General features: G+C 66.8%; 14 protein-coding genes. 7 read left to right on the top strand and 7 right to left on the bottom strand.

Annotation, left to right across the window (positions count from 1 at the left end):
- Window positions 1-217: 217 nt before the first annotated feature.
- The 7 genes from FBY36_RS09860 to FBY36_RS09830 all read left to right on the top strand — a co-directional run bounded on the left by FBY36_RS09860 (window position 218) and on the right by FBY36_RS09830 (window position 7,272).
- Window positions 218-1,237 carry a VOC family protein gene (locus FBY36_RS09860; RefSeq protein WP_142118969.1) on the top strand — a complete coding sequence of 340 codons (1,020 nt, stop codon included), beginning with the start codon at window positions 218-220 and terminating at the stop codon, window positions 1,235-1,237.
- 6 nt (window positions 1,238-1,243) lie between these two features.
- Complete coding sequence (locus FBY36_RS09855; RefSeq protein WP_142118967.1) at window positions 1,244-2,188, top strand: fumarylacetoacetate hydrolase family protein; 945 nt, start codon at window positions 1,244-1,246, stop codon at window positions 2,186-2,188.
- Window positions 2,185-3,222 (top strand): cyclase family protein, encoded by a 1,038-nt coding sequence (locus FBY36_RS09850; protein WP_142118965.1) that lies wholly within the window; start codon window positions 2,185-2,187, stop codon window positions 3,220-3,222. The genes FBY36_RS09855 and FBY36_RS09850 overlap by 4 nt, the downstream gene beginning before the upstream one ends.
- A 68-nt stretch (window positions 3,223-3,290) precedes the next feature.
- Window positions 3,291-4,415, top strand: a complete 1,125-nt coding sequence (locus FBY36_RS09845) for an FAD-dependent monooxygenase (RefSeq protein WP_142118963.1) — start codon at window positions 3,291-3,293, stop codon at window positions 4,413-4,415.
- Entirely contained in the window at window positions 4,412-5,485 is a 1,074-nt protein-coding gene (locus tag FBY36_RS09840) for an amidohydrolase family protein (protein WP_142118961.1), read from the top strand. The genes FBY36_RS09845 and FBY36_RS09840 overlap by 4 nt, the downstream gene beginning before the upstream one ends.
- 11 nt (window positions 5,486-5,496) lie before the next feature.
- Complete coding sequence (locus FBY36_RS09835) at window positions 5,497-6,495, top strand: fumarylacetoacetate hydrolase family protein (protein WP_142118959.1); 999 nt, start codon at window positions 5,497-5,499, stop codon at window positions 6,493-6,495.
- On the top strand, window positions 6,496-7,272 hold the full coding sequence (locus FBY36_RS09830) for an SDR family NAD(P)-dependent oxidoreductase (protein WP_142118957.1): 777 nt from the start codon (window positions 6,496-6,498) through the stop codon (window positions 7,270-7,272).
- An 8-nt stretch (window positions 7,273-7,280) separates the two neighbouring features.
- Here FBY36_RS09830 and FBY36_RS09825 read toward each other — a convergent pair whose 3' ends face one another.
- The 7 genes from FBY36_RS09825 to FBY36_RS09795 form a co-directional block, all read right to left on the bottom strand.
- Window positions 7,281-8,063 carry an SDR family NAD(P)-dependent oxidoreductase gene (locus FBY36_RS09825; RefSeq protein ID WP_142118955.1) on the bottom strand — a complete coding sequence of 261 codons (783 nt, stop codon included), beginning with the start codon at window positions 8,061-8,063 and terminating at the stop codon, window positions 7,281-7,283.
- Between the two features lie 125 nt (window positions 8,064-8,188).
- On the bottom strand, window positions 8,189-8,752 hold the full coding sequence (locus FBY36_RS09820; protein WP_142118953.1) for a DoxX family protein: 564 nt from the start codon (window positions 8,750-8,752) through the stop codon (window positions 8,189-8,191).
- 124 nt (window positions 8,753-8,876) lie between these two features.
- Window positions 8,877-9,839, bottom strand: a complete 963-nt coding sequence (locus FBY36_RS09815; protein ID WP_142118951.1) for a LysR family transcriptional regulator — start codon at window positions 9,837-9,839, stop codon at window positions 8,877-8,879.
- A gap of 60 nt (window positions 9,840-9,899) precedes the next feature.
- Window positions 9,900-11,468: a GMC oxidoreductase gene (locus tag FBY36_RS09810; RefSeq protein WP_142118949.1), complete on the bottom strand. Its 1,569-nt coding sequence runs from the start codon at window positions 11,466-11,468 to the stop codon at window positions 9,900-9,902.
- A 16-nt stretch (window positions 11,469-11,484) separates the two neighbouring features.
- Window positions 11,485-12,981 carry an MFS transporter gene (locus FBY36_RS09805; RefSeq protein WP_142118947.1) on the bottom strand — a complete coding sequence of 499 codons (1,497 nt, stop codon included), beginning with the start codon at window positions 12,979-12,981 and terminating at the stop codon, window positions 11,485-11,487.
- Between the two features lie 173 nt (window positions 12,982-13,154).
- On the bottom strand, window positions 13,155-13,949 hold the full coding sequence (locus tag FBY36_RS09800) for a hypothetical protein (RefSeq protein ID WP_142118945.1): 795 nt from the start codon (window positions 13,947-13,949) through the stop codon (window positions 13,155-13,157).
- Window positions 13,946-14,986, bottom strand: a complete 1,041-nt coding sequence (locus FBY36_RS09795) for a Gfo/Idh/MocA family protein (RefSeq protein WP_142118943.1) — start codon at window positions 14,984-14,986, stop codon at window positions 13,946-13,948. Before FBY36_RS09795 ends, FBY36_RS09800 begins: the two co-directional genes overlap by 4 nt.
- Window positions 14,987-15,082 lie beyond the last annotated feature (96 nt).

The following is a 15,082-nucleotide window of genomic DNA, read 5'->3' as shown; positions in this document are numbered from 1 at the left end:
GCACCCCCATCGATTGCTCCGTAGATGTCCTTTTGAACCCTCAGAACGGCATTTACGGAGCAATCGATCTGACGCCTGACTTCGGAAGTCCGCCGCTATCGGTGTGACAAATAGTTGATATCGAAAAGGTCGTCTTCCCCGAATATATGAAGTGCCTCACAGTGGTTACAGGACCTGCACCAAACCAACAGCAGCCAGTAACCAGAAGGACTTCAACGTGGAAACTCCGCTCTCCCATCTTGCCCACCTCGAGATCACCGCCCCGGACGTCGAAGCTTCGGCACGGTTCTACGAGGAAAAGTTCGGCATGCGCATCATCGACCGCGTGGACGGCAACGTCTACCTCCGCTGCTGGGGCGACTACTACCGCTACAGCCTCGTTATCACGGAAGGCCCGGAAGCTTCCCTGGGCCGGATGGCTTGGCGCACCAACTCACAGGCAGCCCTTGAAGCAGCCGCCCAGCGCATCGAAGCCACCGGCGTGCAGGGCATCTGGACCGCCGGCGGCCATGGCTACGGCAAGGCCTACGAATTCACCGGTCCTTACGGCCACCACATGCGCCTGTTCTACGACGTGGAAAAGTTCGTGGCCGAGCCCGGCTTCGAGTCCACCTACCCGGACCGCCCGGAACGCCGCAGCAGCCACGCCGCTGCCCCCCGCTTCCTGGACCACGTCACCGTTGCCTCCTCGGATGTCCGCGGCTTCGCCAAGTGGTACAACGAGGCCCTCGGTTTCCGCGTCATGGCGTTCGTGGACCTGGACGAAGCGCCCATCACCGTGTTCTCCGTGCTGACCACCAACGAAAAGTCGCACGACCTAGGCGTTGTCCTTGACACCTCCAGCCGCCCCGGCCGCGTCAACCACATCGCCTTCTGGGTAGATGCCACCGAAGACCTGCTCCGTACCGCTGACGTCATGATGGAAAACGGGACCCCTATGGAATACGGCCCCTCCATCCACGGCGTGGGCGAGCAAAACTTCCTCTACTTCCGCGACCCGTCCGGGCTGCGCGTCGAGCTCAACTCCGGCGGCTACCGCAACTACGTCCCGGACTGGGAAGCCAACACCTGGAAGCCCTCACTCGGTTCCAACAACTTCTACAAGAACGGCGCCATGCCGCACTCCATGACCGAATCCTTCCCGCCGGCCGAAGGCTTCACCGCCACTGAGGAAGGTGCATCCCCCGAGATGAAGGAAGCCCTCCTGAACCCGTACGCCAAGCAGGGACGGGGCTAGAAAGATATGCCTGAAGCGACATATGCCCTGATCCGCTTCCAGGAGCCCGGCGACAGCAAAGCCCGCGCCGGCCTGCTGGTCGGAGACCGAGTCCTGCCGCTGGACGGGGACGTCAACTCCCTGATCGAACACTGGGAAACCACCGAACCCCATTTGGACAGCCTGGCCACCTCCGCAGATAAGGACACCGGCCTGGCGCGTGCCGCCGTCGAAATCCTTGCCCCGGTGGAGCCTGCCCAGGTCCTGCAGACCGGCGCGAACTACCGCAAGCACGTCATCGACCTCGCCGCAGCCCACCGCGAACCCGGTGAGGACGAGGAAGAAGTGCGAGCCAAGACGGCCGCCATGATGGACAAGCGCGCAGGCCAGGGCACGCCGTACTTCTTCATCGGACTCCCGACGGCGATCGCTTCCGCCACGGACGACCTCACCCTGCCGTCCTACTCCACGTCACACGACTGGGAACTGGAACTGGCGGCAGTGATCGGAAAGACAGCGTTCCGGGTGACCCCCGAGGAGGCCCTCGAGTACGTGTTCGGTTACACCATGGTCAACGACATCACCACCCGCGAGTACGTCTTCCGCAAAGACATGCCCGCCATTGGATCGGACTGGTACCGCGCCAAGAACGCCCCGGGCTTCCTGCCCACCGGGCCGCTGTTGGTGCCCGCCAAGTTCGTCGGCGACCCGCAGGACGTCCAGGTGACCCTGAAGCTCAACGGCAAGGCCATGCAGGACGAATCCACCTCGGACATGATCTTTGGCGTGGCCAAGCTGGTGAGCGAAGCGTCCCAAATCATGCCGCTGCGCCCCGGCGACCTGGTGCTTACCGGCAGCCCCGCGGGCAACGGCCAGCACTGGGGCCGGTTGCTCCAGGACGGGGACGTCATGGAGGGCACCATCACGGGCCTTGGCACCCAGCTCATCCACTGCAAGGACGAAGTCCAGTGACCACCCAGGACACGGCATTGACCACCGGCACCGGGGAATCAACTGATTCCCCGGTCATCCGGCGTGAGGATCCGCTCGGCAGCATCCGGGCCATGGCCGAAGCACACAACAACTGGGGCCGCTGGGGCCGGGACGACGTCCTGGGCACCCTGAACTTCATCGACGCCGCCAAGCGGATCGAGGCAGCGGCCCTGGTGAAGACCGGTGAGGCGTTCTCGCTGTCCCAGCCATTCGATACAAATGGACCGCAGAAGGGCTGGCGCCGCCGCACCAACCCGGTGCACACCATGACGGACACCGGGGTGGACGCCGAACGCGGCAACCAGGGCTTCCCACACGGCTTCGGCGGCGCGGACGACGTAATCGCCATGCCCCTGCAGTGCTCCACCCAGTGGGACGGCCTGGGCCACATCTTCGATCAAGGCAAAGCGTGGAACGGCCGCGCCGCAGGTGACGTGGTGACCTCCGAGGGAGACTTGGTCACGGGCATCGAGACGGCCGCCGCCAAGATCGTCACCCGGGGCGTGCTGCTCGACGTCGGCCGGGCGCTGGGCCCCGATCTGGGAAGGAACGACGGCGAGCTGCCGGACGGATTCGCCGTCACCCCGGAACACCTCCAGCGGACCATAGAACTCCAGGGCCCCAGCGCAACAGTGGGCCGGGGCGACATCGTGGTGATCCGCACCGGACAATACACGCGGGTCCGCCGCGACGGCTGGGGCGACTACGCCGGCGGGTCAGCCCCGGGGCTGTCCTTCAGCACCGCACCCTGGCTGCACCGCAGTGAAATCGCCGGAGTCGCCACCGACACCTGGGGTTTCGAGGTCCGTCCCAACGAATTCGAAGGCGCCTTCCAGCCCCTGCACCAGATCGCCATCCCCAACCTTGGCCTGTTCCTGGGCGAGATGTGGGACCCGGACGGACTGGCCGAGGCGTGCGCGGCGGACGGCAGGTACGACTTCCTGCTCACCGCCGCGCCGCTGCCCATCACGGGCGCTGTGGGATCGCCCGTCAACCCGATCGCCGTCCGGTAATTACAGTCCGGTAGCTTTCAGTACAACAACCATCAGCAGTAACGCCGTCAAATACAAAGGAGTCAGCGATGGCAGCAGTACAGAACGTGGGAATCGTTGGGGCAGGAGCCGCTGGGCTGGCCGCAGCCATCCTCCTGGCCGATGCCGGAATCCAGGTGGAAATCCTCGAGAAGGCCGACGCCCCCCAGACCCTCGGGTCCGGAATCACCTTGCAAGGCAATGCCCTGAGGGTTCTCCGGCAGCTGGGCGTCTGGGACCAGGTGGAGGCGAAGGGCTACGGGTTCAGCACCCTGGGCCTGCGCGCTCCGGACCCCGCCGGCACCGTCATCGCGGTCCTCGAGGACATCCGCACCGGTGGCGAGGACCTTCCCGCCACCATGGGCATGTACCGGCCGGACCTCACCGCCATCCTCCGCGAACGGGCCGAGCAGGCCGGTGCAAGGATCAGCTACGGCAAGACGGTCACCAAAGTAACGGACGACGGCGGCAGCGTCACCGTCAGCACCGCCGACGGCGTCTCCGCCACATACGACCTCCTGATTGGCGCCGACGGGCTGCACTCAGCCGTGCGCAAGGCCATCGGCATCGACGTCGAACCCCAGCCCACCGGCATGGGCATCTGGCGCGCCTTTGTGGAGCGGCCCGAAGAGGTGGTCCGCACCGACCTGACCTACGGCGGCCCCTGCTTCATCGCCGGCTACTGCCCCACCGGTCCTGACACCATCTACGCCTACCTCGTGGAGAAGGCCCAGGAGCGCAGGCACGAGGACGGTCCGCGCATCATGACCGAACTCGCCGCGGCCTACGGCGGCCCGTGGAAAGATATCCGGGCCAACCTGGACCATAGCGCGCGCATCAACTACACGTGGTTCACCACCCACTTGGTGGACGGTCCGTGGAACCGTGGCCGCACCGTGATCATCGGCGACGCCGCCCACAGCTGCCCGCCCACGGTGGCTCAAGGTGCAGCCATGGCACTGGAGGATGCAGCTGTTCTGGCTGAGCTGCTGATCCAGGCCGACGATGTCACCGAGACCCTGTTCAAGGAGTTCACCGACCGCCGGCTGGACCGGGCCAAGGCAGTGGTTACCGCTTCCGTCCAGCTGGGCCAGTGGATGCTCGACGGCGTCCGCGACGCCAACGTGCCCGGCCTGATGAACACGCTGTCCACCATGCTGAAGGAACCCGCATGAGCACAGATTCCGTTCAAGCGCCCACCGTCGACGTCCACTCCCACATCCTGCTTCCGGCCCTGCAACAGCTCGTGGCCGAGGCGGATCCGGAGGGCTTCGCCGCCCAGCAGGCCCTTGAAGTGCGGCGCAACGGCCCGGAGTCCATGGCTGCGTCGGGCAGGATGATCAAGGAGCGCTGGCCGCAGCTGACGGACCTGGACCGCCGGCTCGCTGACATGGACGCCCAGGGCGTGGACGTGCAGCTGGTCTCCCCGTCGCCGTCGCACTTTTACTACTTCGCCGGTGAGGAACTGGCCCTGAAACTGGCCAAGTCCGCCAACCATGCGGTGCGGGAGTTCGTGGACCGCGCGCCGGACCGGCTCAACGGCCTGGGCCTGGTCCCGCTTCAGCACCCCGCCCTGATGGTGGAAGCCCTGGAGCACGCCGTGGTTGAATGCGGTCTGCTGGGCGTGGAGATCGGTTCCTTCGCCGCCACCCCCGGGGACCCGGAGCGCAGCACCGTGGAACTGTCCGACTCCCGGCTGGAACCGTTCTGGAGCCGGGCGGAGGAGCTGGGGGCCCTGGTGTTCCTGCACCCGTTCGGCTGCTCGCTGGATGAGCGGCTGGACAGGTTCTACCTCGCCAACACCGTCTCCCAGCCTGCCGAGAATGCGGTGGCCCTGTCCCACCTGATCTTCAGCGGCGTCCTGGACCGGCACCCGGAGCTCAAGGTTGTGGCAGCGCACGGCGGCGGCTACCTTCCCACCACCCTGGGCCGCTCGGACCACGCGTGGAAGGTCCGGCCCGAGGCACACGGCTGCGCCCAGCCGCCGTCGTCCTACCTGAAGAAGCTGTACTTCGACTCGCTCGTCCACAGCCCCGCGGAACTGCGGGCACTCGTGGCCGCCGCCGGTCCGGAGCAGGTACTGCTGGGTTCGGACTACCCGTTCGACATGGGCTCCGACCTTCCCGTGGACGAGGTCCAGGCTGCCAGCCTGTCGCCCGACGACGAAACCCGGGTTTTGGGCGGCACCGCCCGCACGCTGGGCATCACCGCGGCGGCCGCCCTGGCCGCCCGACGCAACGCTTAAGGAACACGTACATGGTCAAGATTGCCCGTTGGGATCACGACGGCGGGACGGAGTCCGGCTTTGTGGACGGCGGAAACTGCTACGCCCTGCCGGCAGGGCAGTCCGTCCAGACGCTGCTCGACGCGGGACTGGACGAAACCCTGCGCGTTGCCCGGGAAACAGTACGTTCCGCTGCCGCCGTTCCGCTGGCGGATGTGCGCCTGCTCGCCCCGCTGGTGCCCGCCACCATCCGCGATTTCGTGGCGTTCGAGGAACACGTCGAAGGCGTGCGGAAGAGCATCGACGGCGTGGCCGGCGTGGTGCCCGAATGGTACGAGGCGCCCACCTTCTACTTCACCAACCCGCATACGGTGACGGGCACCGGCGAGGTGATCGGTATTCCGGCGGGCTGCACGGACCTGGATTTTGAAACGGAAGTTGCCGCCGTCGTCGGACGCGTTCCGGGCAGCGACGGCCGGAACCTGGGCGCGGAGGAGGCCCACCGGCACATCTTCGGCTACACCGTGCTCAACGACTGGTCGGCGCGGGACCTGCAGCGCCGGGAAATGAAGGTCAGCCTGGGACCGTGCAAGGGCAAGGACTTTGCCAACACGCTGGGCCCCTGGATCGTCACGGCGGACGAGTTCGAGGACCGGCACGACGCCGAGGGATTCCTGCCGATCTCCATGGCTGTTGAAGTCAACGGGGAAGCGATCGGCCAGGACCTGCTCTCCAACATGGGCTGGCCGTTCGCAGAGCTGGTGGCTTATGCCTCGCAGGACTCGGTGGTGCGGCCCGGCGACGTGCTGGGCTCCGGCACCTGCGGCAGCGGCTGCCTGGCCGAACTCTGGGGACGCAACGGCGCGCAGACTCCCCCGCCGCTGAAAACCGGAGACGTGGTGAAGATGACGGTGGAAGGGATCGGAACCATCGAGAACACCGTGGGCACCCGGCGCGCGGCCATAACCCGGGTTCCGGCCCGGACCCGCCCGCGCAACCGGATCGCCGCTGCCGCTCCTTCCGGAATCTAGGTGGTTTCGCTTCAGCTGGAGGGCCGGACGGTGGTGGTCACCGGCGCAGGCCAGGGCCAAGGTGCTGCGGAGGCGCGCCTGCTGGCGGAGGCCGGGGCGCGGGTGATCGCCACCGACCTGGCAGCGGAAATGCCAGACTGGCTGGGCGCGGAGACTTCGGCTTCGGCCGGCGCCCTGGTGTACCGGCAACTGGATGTCACCGATGCCTCCGGATGGTCCGGACTCACTTCATGGATCCGGTCCCAAGGCTGGCAGGTGGACGGGCTGGTCAACAACGCCGGCATTACCCAGCGAAGCCGGCTGCTGGAGGCGTCAGTTGCCGACCTCCAGAAGGTCTACGAGGTGAACGTTGCCGGCAGCCTGTTGGGAATCCAGTCGCTGGCGCCGTTGATGGGCAGCGGCGCGTCCATTGTTAATGTCGGCTCTGTTGCCGGCGTGACGGCGCATTATCCGGTGGCTTACACCGCGAGCAAGTGGGCGCTGCGTGGGTTGTCCCAGGTGACAGCCATGGAACTTGGCCCGCACGGGATCCGGGTCAACACTGTCCATCCGGGCTTCATCGAAACACCCATGACGGCCGGCGCCAAGCCGGAGTTCCGGCAGGCCACCCTGGCCGAAACCCCGCTGGGACGAACCGGAAGCGTGGAGGAGGTGGCCGCCGTCGTGCTTTTCCTGCTCAGCCCGCTCTCTTCCTTCGTAACGGGCACCGAGATCCCGGTGGACGGCGGCCAGGCCTCCCACGGCGGTGCCAAGTCGGTCTCCGACGCCCTGCAGTAACCAAACAGTCAGCCCGGCAACACAGCCGACCAGCCGCCATCGACCATCAGATTGGCGCCGGTGACATATGAGGCCTCGTCCGAGGCGAGGAACAGAGCGCACTTTGCCACTTCTTCGGGCGCCCCAATCCGGCCCAGCGGGATGCTGCCGGCGATGGTCCGCATGGGGTGGTCCGGTGCGAGGAGGTTGCCCTCGGTGGCCGCGGTACGGATCATCCCCGGGCTGACCGCATTAACCCGCAGTCCGTGCGGGGCACCTTCGGCCGCAAGCTGTTTGGTCATGGCCACCACCGCCCCCTTCGTGGCGGTGTGGGCCAGCCGGCCGTTGGTCATGGAACCGGTCACCCCCGCCGTGGAGCCCACCAGGACGATGGCACTGTTGGCAGCCTGGATCAGCTGTGGCCAGAAGTACTTGACCGGCAGGAACACCACGTCCATCTCGTGTTCAATGTTCCATTTCCAGTCATCGAAGCTGAGTTCCTCCACCGGGGCGAAGCGCGTGACGGCGGCGTTGGCGTACAGGATGTGGACCTGGCCATACTCGGCGGTGACCTCCGCAGCCCAGGCCGCCACGGCTGCCTCATCCGTCAGATCAACCCGGCTGCTGCTCATCCGGCCCCCGGCCTCGGTGACCGCCGCAACCGTGGCCGCGGCGCCGGCGTCGTCCATGTCGCAGCCCGCCACGAAGGCCCCTTCCGAAGCGAAGGCGAGCGCGGCAGCCCTGCCCTGGCCGCTGGCCGTTCCCGTGATGACGGCCGTCTTGCCGGCCAGGCGCGGGCTGGAAGCGGGCATGGGAGATCCTTCCGAAAAGCGTGTTTCCTCGACTTTCGCAGGGATGGGCCGGAAGGGGAACGGCGTCTTGGGTCTAGGTGATATCCGCCGCGCGGATAGTCCCCCAGATAGTCAGGGCGACGGGCTCAGGCATCTTCCGCGGCAGTGCCGGCGGCCGGAGCCGCAGCGTCTGCGGCGAGGGCCTGCTGCCGACGGTAAATCTGAACCGCGATGGCGGTGGGGATCATGGCCAGCGCGGTAATCCGCATCCAGGGCCGGTCCAGGACATGGCCGGTGAGGGCATCCAGGGAGAACGGGCCGGAGCCGCCGATAGTGAAGGCCGCTGCTGCCAGGCCCAGCACGGCTGGGTACTCGAGGCCGCCCTCCTGGGCGAAGAAACCGTTCGGGGCATGGACGCTGGCTGCGACGCCCATGGTGGTTGCGGCAGCGGCGCCGGCGGCAGGAGTGGCCATGCCCAGGGCCAAGGCCAGGCCGGCTCCTGCTTCACCCACGCCCGCAAGGACGGCGCTGGGTTTTGCGGGGCGGAAGCCCATGGCGTGCATGCCCTTGCTGGTGCCTTCGACGCCACCCCCGCCGAACCAGCCGAAGAGTTTCTGTGATCCGTGAGCGACGAGCACTCCCCCCAACGCCACCCGGAACAGGGTCTGTGCGGCGGCCGCCGCCTCGGGGCTGGTAGTTACATTGCTCATAACAGTCCTCCTTGGGTTGCATGAGTCGCTGCGCGGCTCGCTTCAGCATGAGTCTACGAGCGCGCAACTTCCCGGTCACGGGAGGAAGGCCACGCGGGGTAGCCCCCTCCGGCTGTGGTACCGCTTAGGGGGTATCCGCTGCATGGATCGTCACAGGGTGGGCGGTGACGGGGAAGAGCTCGTGGAGCCGGGCGCAGGAGCGCTGCACCACGGACCGCAGCCACACGCTCGCCGGGTCCTCAGCCTGGGATGGGTGCCAGTACATCGCCTCCACCAGGGACGCTTCTGTCCCGCCGGAGAACTCCAGCACCACGATGTCCGCGCCGCGCTGGGTCCGTCCGGCCAGCATCCGCGGGACGAGTGCCACAAGGTCAGTTCCTTCGACCAGGAGTGGGAGGGACAGGAAGCCTGCCACCACGGCTGCCACCCGGCGCTGGATGCCCCGGGACTCGAACAGCTTGTCTGCCGGGGTGCTGATGCCCTCGCCGAAATAGCCGACGGCGTGCGGCACCGCGATCAGGTCCTCGAGGGTCAGGCGGGGCTGCTGGAGCAGGGGGTTGCCGGCGTCGGCCACGGCCACGAAACTGTCGCGGAAGAGCTGCTTACTGGCACCCTGCATCTGGTATCCCGTGGGCCCCACCAGCAGGTCGATCTTGGAGTAGTCGGCCATCTGGCCCTGGATCCCCGAACCGGCAGTGGGAACAAAATCCACGGACACACCCGAAGCTTCGTCCCGGAGGATCCCCCGCAGCGGGCCCACGATCAGCGCGGCCGCATAGTCCGAGGCAGCAATCACGAACTCCCGTTCGCTGGTGGCGGCGTCGAACCCGGACCGCACGCGCGTGGCCCGCTGGATGTGAAGCATGGCTTCATCAACCAGCGGGACCAGGGATTGCGCAAAGGGCGTGAGGTCATACGTGCGGCCGTTGCGGACCAGGAGCTCGTCGTCGAAATGGCGCCGGAGCCTGGCCATCGCCGCGCTGGTGGCCGGTTGGCTGAGCTGCAGCCGCTCCGCCGCCCGGGAGATGTTTCGCAGTTCCAGCAGGACCTGAAGATGGGGCAGCAGGTTCAGGTCCAGGTTTTTCATACCCACAGGTTATCCGTGCCCCAGGTTCGTCCCTTCAACCGCCGCCTGCGGTGCACCAGGTCAGGAACCGAGCTCCCCGGCCACCTTCCGGGCGCCGCGGACAGCGATGGCCACACTCATCAGTGTCGGGTTCATGGCTGTCGCCGTCGGAATCAGTGCATTGCCGCCCACCAGCAGGTTCTCGTAGCCCCACACCCTGGACCACGGATCCGCAACCGAGGTGCCGTCGTCGGCCGCCCCCATGCGCATGGTGCCCTGGTAGTGCAGGCTGGAGCCGTTGGGCATCAGCCTGGGCTCGGCCACAAAGACGCCCAGCGCCTTGCCCGCACGCCGCAGCCGCTCGGTGGCCTCGGCGATCTCAGCTTCTTCGCGTTCGGTGAGCGCGTAGTCGATGGTCATGTTCGGGAAGCCACGGTAGTCCGGCTCGTTGTCATCGAACGTGACGGCGTCCTCGAAGCGGGGGCGCTTGCGCATGCCGTAGCCCATGTTGACGTAGCCCCAACGGTTCGCCGAGTAGGGGGTGCCAGGCTCCATGGGGAACGGCGTGGTTTCGGTGTACATGACCTGCACCGAGAACGGGTGCTCGGGCTCGGAGAAGGGGATACGGTTCACCGCCGCCACTGGATCGGCGGAATTCAGTGCGCGTCGGGCCAGTTCGGCTGCCAGGTCGTCCTCGGTGGCGTAACGCTGCATCTTTTCTGCGTCGAGCGCCACCGTGGAGATAACCACCGGGTGCTCGGTCAGGTAGTGGCCCAGGGCTTTCGGCCGGACGCCGGAGGCCCACAAGAGCTGCGGCGAGCGGAAGGCATCGGCGGCCACTACAACGATGTCAGCCGCGACAAAGGAAGTTTCCCCGGTGCGCAGGTCCTGCACGGTGACCCCGGTGACGCGCTGTCCGTCAAGCTCCACCCGCCGGACCAGGGTGAGGTCGCGCAGTTCGAACTGCTTTGCGAGCGGGCTGTCCTTGTCGATCAAGGGTCCGAGGACGACGTCGGCCCCAGCCCAGCGCACGGTCCCGTCCGGCTGCGGGTCCCCGGCCACCGGAAGCGTACCCACACCGTAGCCCTCCGGCAGCTCAGCGCCGAACTCTTCGTCAAGGAGGGACCGAATGGCTTCGCCCACCTTGGAGTCCGCGAACGCGGCGTCGTGGACGTGCAGGAGTTGCTTGGCGTCCTCAACCAGGCCGTCCCATTCGTCGTCGGCGATGAAGGAGAGCTTCTCACTGAAGGCGGGCGACGGCGTCGCGCAGGTCCAGTGGGCGCCCTGGCCGCCCACGTTGGTGGCCGCAGCCGCGGCCGGGAAGGAAGGCGCGTGGGCGGAGCCGGCGCCGCCGAAGTCCAGGAGGTGGGTGCCCTGCCGGGCTGTGAACATGCCCTCGGTGACGGTGCCTGCCGGAATGCCCAGCGATTCCCGGTAGGCGCCGGCCTGCGGCCCCTGGGACATCTCCCGGGCACGCGCCTTCTCGGCAGGATCGGGGATGTTGCGGACGCTCTCGCCGGGGACGTCGCTGAGCTGCGGTCCGGCTTCGAACATCACCACATGCGCGTTCGGGACCTGCTCCAGGAGCACCCGGGCGTAAGTGGAACCGATGGGTCCGCTGCCGACGACGGCAATGGTGGGGTTGGACATGATGTCTCCTTTGAAATCAGGCCGAGAGAGATTCGGAAGTGGTGGTGGAAGCGGGAACGGGCTCGTCGGAGAGGCGCCCGTGCGGAAGCAGGACCGCCGCGACAATCCCCACCGCGTAGGTGGCCGCCAGGGCAATGAAGATGGGTGTGAAGACTGAGCTGTAGATCTGCGCAACGGTGGCTTGGACAGTCGGCGCCGCCGCGTGGACCAGCTGCGGCGTCAGGGTGGAAGCGTCAAGGCCTGCCGGCAGGAGATCTGCAACGCCGAAGCCAATCACTCCGCCGATGACCGCCGTCGCCACCGTGGACCCCACCTGCCGCACCAGGTTGATGGTGGCCGTGATGGTGCCGGTTTGGCCGGCGGGCACGGCGCCCTGGACAACCGCCACGATCAGACTCATAAACGCTCCGGTGCCCATCCCCACCACGGCCATCACCATCATGGGAACCCAAAGCGGAAGGCCCGCGGGCAGCATGGCCATCACCAAAAGTCCGGCGGCCCCCATCGTGGTTCCCAGGATCGGGAAAATCCGGTACTGCCCCGTCCGGCTGGCCACCCATCCGGTCAGCAGGTTGCTGACCAGCATGCCGAACACGGTCGCGATGGGGACGAGGCCCGAAACGGTGGCGGTGCTCTGGTAGGCCATCTGGAAGTACGTGGGCAGGTAGGCGGTGATGGAGAAGAGACCGACGCCGATAATCGCCGAGAGTGCCGTGCCTGCAGCGATGGTCCGGTTGGCAAAGAAGTGGAGCGGCACGATGGGTTCGGGTGCACGCCGCTCGATGAAAAAGAAGGCAGCAAAGCCGGCAAGGCTCACAGCGAGCGCCGCGGCAGTGGCGGGGCCCACGCTTCGTTCGGCGGCCCAGGTAAGGGCGAGTACGAGCGCCACCAGGGCGGTGGTGAAGACGGCGGCCCCGGCAACATCAAAGTGTCGGGGCATGGGGCCGGGCTCCAGGTGCGGAACGGCGATGAGTGCAAGGCCGAGGGCCGCTGCACCCACGGGAATGTTGATCCAGAAGACCCACTGCCAGCCCCAGTAATCGGTGATGGCACCACCCAGGACGGGACCCACCAGGATGGCGATGGGGAAGGCCGCGCCGATGATGGCCATGTAGCGGGGCCGTTCCCGCTGCGTGGTGACGCGCGCAATGATGGTCTGGGACATCAACTGCAGGCCTGCGGAGCTCATGCCCTGCAGGACGCGCGCGGCAATCAGCCAGGTCATGTCCGTGGCGAAGCCGCAGGCCAGTGAGGCGGCCAGGAACATCACCAGCGAGAAGATGAAGATGCGGCGGGCGCCCAGCACGTCACCCAGTTTGCCGAGGACCGGCAGCAGCACGGTGCTCGCGAGGGTGTAGCCCACAACTACCCAGCTCATCAGCGTCAGTGCGCCCAGTTCACCGGAAATGGTGGCGAGGGACGTGGACACGACGGTGTGGTCCAGGGCCCCGAGGAAGGAGACCGAGAGCAGGGAGACAACAAGGAGGCGGAGTCTTAGAGGCGAAAGTGGCATAGTGATCTACCCGAACGATCGGGCCGTCGACGCGACGTGGTGTGCCTCCGGTGCACCATCACGCCGGAGAACGGGTCCGGAAGGAACCCCGGCGCCGTTATCCATAATACTGCACTTTAGTCGGAAAGCAACATAAGAACGCACGGATCAGACGCCAATGCGGAGCGCGCTGCTCAACCATCAAGCAGCGCCTGGGTCAATGCCATGTCCTGCAGCAGCTCCTCCAGATCAGCTGACGGTCGGTCCGACAAGCAAGCGCCGATCGCCCGCCGGAGGGCCAGGCGGGCTGAGGACTCGTATCGCACTGGAGCCCGAAACGCCCCCTCGCCTTTGAGGCTCTCCACCCGGACGAGCCCTGCCGGCTGGTCGAAGGTCACTTCCGTTCGGACCTCCCCCAGAACCAGCACCTGAAGTAGGCCGCCATCATGGGGACCCCCGATGGCGGTTGCCGAAAGGGTGGCCGGAACAGCCCCGCCCGTGTACTCGCCTGAATTCAGGAGTGCGATCCTGCTGTGTGCAGTGGCCACGCTTGACTGGAGCGCCAGGGAACCGCCGGCAAGGGAGCGCATCCAGCCGAAACCGTCGCGGATGAGCGCACCAACGCCTGCAGCGGGGGCGGCACACTCAACCGTGATGATCCGGGCGGGGCTGCCGCCCCTTGCCTGGATCGCATCAGAGACAACGTCGGGGCGCAGGCGGGGGCGTTCAACGATCACCGGGATGTCCCCGGGCCACCGCTCGGACTCAACGGTTCCCCGCGGAAGGACTGCAGGATCAACCAGCACCACCGCTGACGCTCCGGCGGCGCGGGCGGCCAGCAGCCCCTGCCACCAATCGCCGGCTCCGGGCACCACCGCCACCGCACCACGCAAATCCTCCGTGAGTACTGCACTCACGGGCAGCTCGGCGACAGCGGCCGTGTAGGCGGGCAAAGCCGTGACGACGCTGAACGCCCGATCAAGATTCAATGCGGCGCCCCTTCAAGAACTTTCGCCGCAGCGGCATCAGCCAGGTCGATTGCATAGTGTGCGTCAGCCAGCAGTTCGTCGTACTCCATGAGGGCATCCCCTTGAAGGAGCGCGGCGAGCAGGCGCCACTCGGCAATGTAACCGTCTTCCTCATCACGCGGATACTCTGTCCACTTCCCGTCCACGCTTCGCACCCGGATGGCGGCGCTGCCGGCATGGACAAAGGCGGGCGGGAAATTCACCTCGATCCGGTCGTGGGAGGTGGCGATGTTCATCCGCCACAGCGCATCCGGCCCCTCCGGGAGCATGGCGAGCACCAGCTGGACCAGGACCCCTCCGGCCCGGTACCCCACCAGGTAGCCGATCGGGGAAACGATCCGCGCGTAGACCACTTCGTCGATGCCCGGCGCAATGTCCCTCACCGCTGGCAGATCATGGACTGCGAGACCGGTGAGCAGCTGCCGCAAAACGCCCGCCGCCTCGGCCGGCTTACCAAGGTCCGGGCCTCCGCCCCGGACTGTTTGGAAAGGACCGCCCTCGGCAACCAGGCGGTGGTATCTGTCATTCGGCGGAAGCGCAAGTGTCACCGAGATGGCCTGCACCCTGCCCTCCAGTGCCACGAGGTGGTGCTTTGCGCGTCCCCATGCGGCGTCGAACAGGTGGTTCGTCCCTACCAGCAGGGTGGCCCCCGCCTCACGGCATGCGGAGACAACGCGCTCAGCTTCCTCCTTGCTGGTGGCCAGCGGCTTCTCGCAGAAGATGGCTCGCTTGCCCAGGGTGAGTGCCGTCAAGATTTGGCGGGAGTGCTCACCGGGCGGGCTGCAGATGGCCACCACATCCACGGCGGGATCCGCCAGCAGGTCCGCCTCCCCCGCGGACCAGCGTGCACCATGCCGTTCGGCCAGGGCCCGGGCGCGGCCGCTGCCGGCGTCCGCAACGTGCACCACACTGAACAGGTCCGCGAGCCGCCCCAGCACCGGCAGGTGCAGGGCCGCAACACCCGGCCCTGCACCAAGAACCCCTACTCTCCAAGGCATCTCGACCCCTTTCTTATGTCTTTATTATTCATAAGTCAGGAAGGTTTTAGCTATAGTCCCCGTAAACCTGCACCTTAGTACGTCTCAATGTGTGAG

The organism is Arthrobacter sp. SLBN-122 (assembly GCF_006715165.1).
Classification (GTDB): domain Bacteria; phylum Actinomycetota; class Actinomycetes; order Actinomycetales; family Micrococcaceae; genus Arthrobacter.
Note: the sequence above shows the minus strand (reverse complement) of the source record. Positions and strands in the feature narration are given on the sequence as shown.

Coding starts and splice junctions, on each gene's coding strand:
- FBY36_RS09825 (WP_142118955.1), bottom strand. CDS start 8,063: ATGCCCGCTTCCAGCCCGCGCCTGGCCGGCAAGACGGCCGTCATCACG.
- FBY36_RS09855 (WP_142118967.1), top strand. CDS start 1,244: ATGCCTGAAGCGACATATGCCCTGATCCGCTTCCAGGAGCCCGGCGAC.
- FBY36_RS09795 (WP_142118943.1), bottom strand. CDS start 14,986: ATGCCTTGGAGAGTAGGGGTTCTTGGTGCAGGGCCGGGTGTTGCGGCC.
- FBY36_RS09820 (WP_142118953.1), bottom strand. CDS start 8,752: ATGAGCAATGTAACTACCAGCCCCGAGGCGGCGGCCGCCGCACAGACC.
- FBY36_RS09810 (WP_142118949.1), bottom strand. CDS start 11,468: ATGTCCAACCCCACCATTGCCGTCGTCGGCAGCGGACCCATCGGTTCC.
- FBY36_RS09845 (WP_142118963.1), top strand. CDS start 3,291: ATGGCAGCAGTACAGAACGTGGGAATCGTTGGGGCAGGAGCCGCTGGG.
- FBY36_RS09840 (WP_142118961.1), top strand. CDS start 4,412: ATGAGCACAGATTCCGTTCAAGCGCCCACCGTCGACGTCCACTCCCAC.
- FBY36_RS09835 (WP_142118959.1), top strand. CDS start 5,497: ATGGTCAAGATTGCCCGTTGGGATCACGACGGCGGGACGGAGTCCGGC.
- FBY36_RS09815 (WP_142118951.1), bottom strand. CDS start 9,839: ATGAAAAACCTGGACCTGAACCTGCTGCCCCATCTTCAGGTCCTGCTG.
- FBY36_RS09805 (WP_142118947.1), bottom strand. CDS start 12,981: ATGCCACTTTCGCCTCTAAGACTCCGCCTCCTTGTTGTCTCCCTGCTC.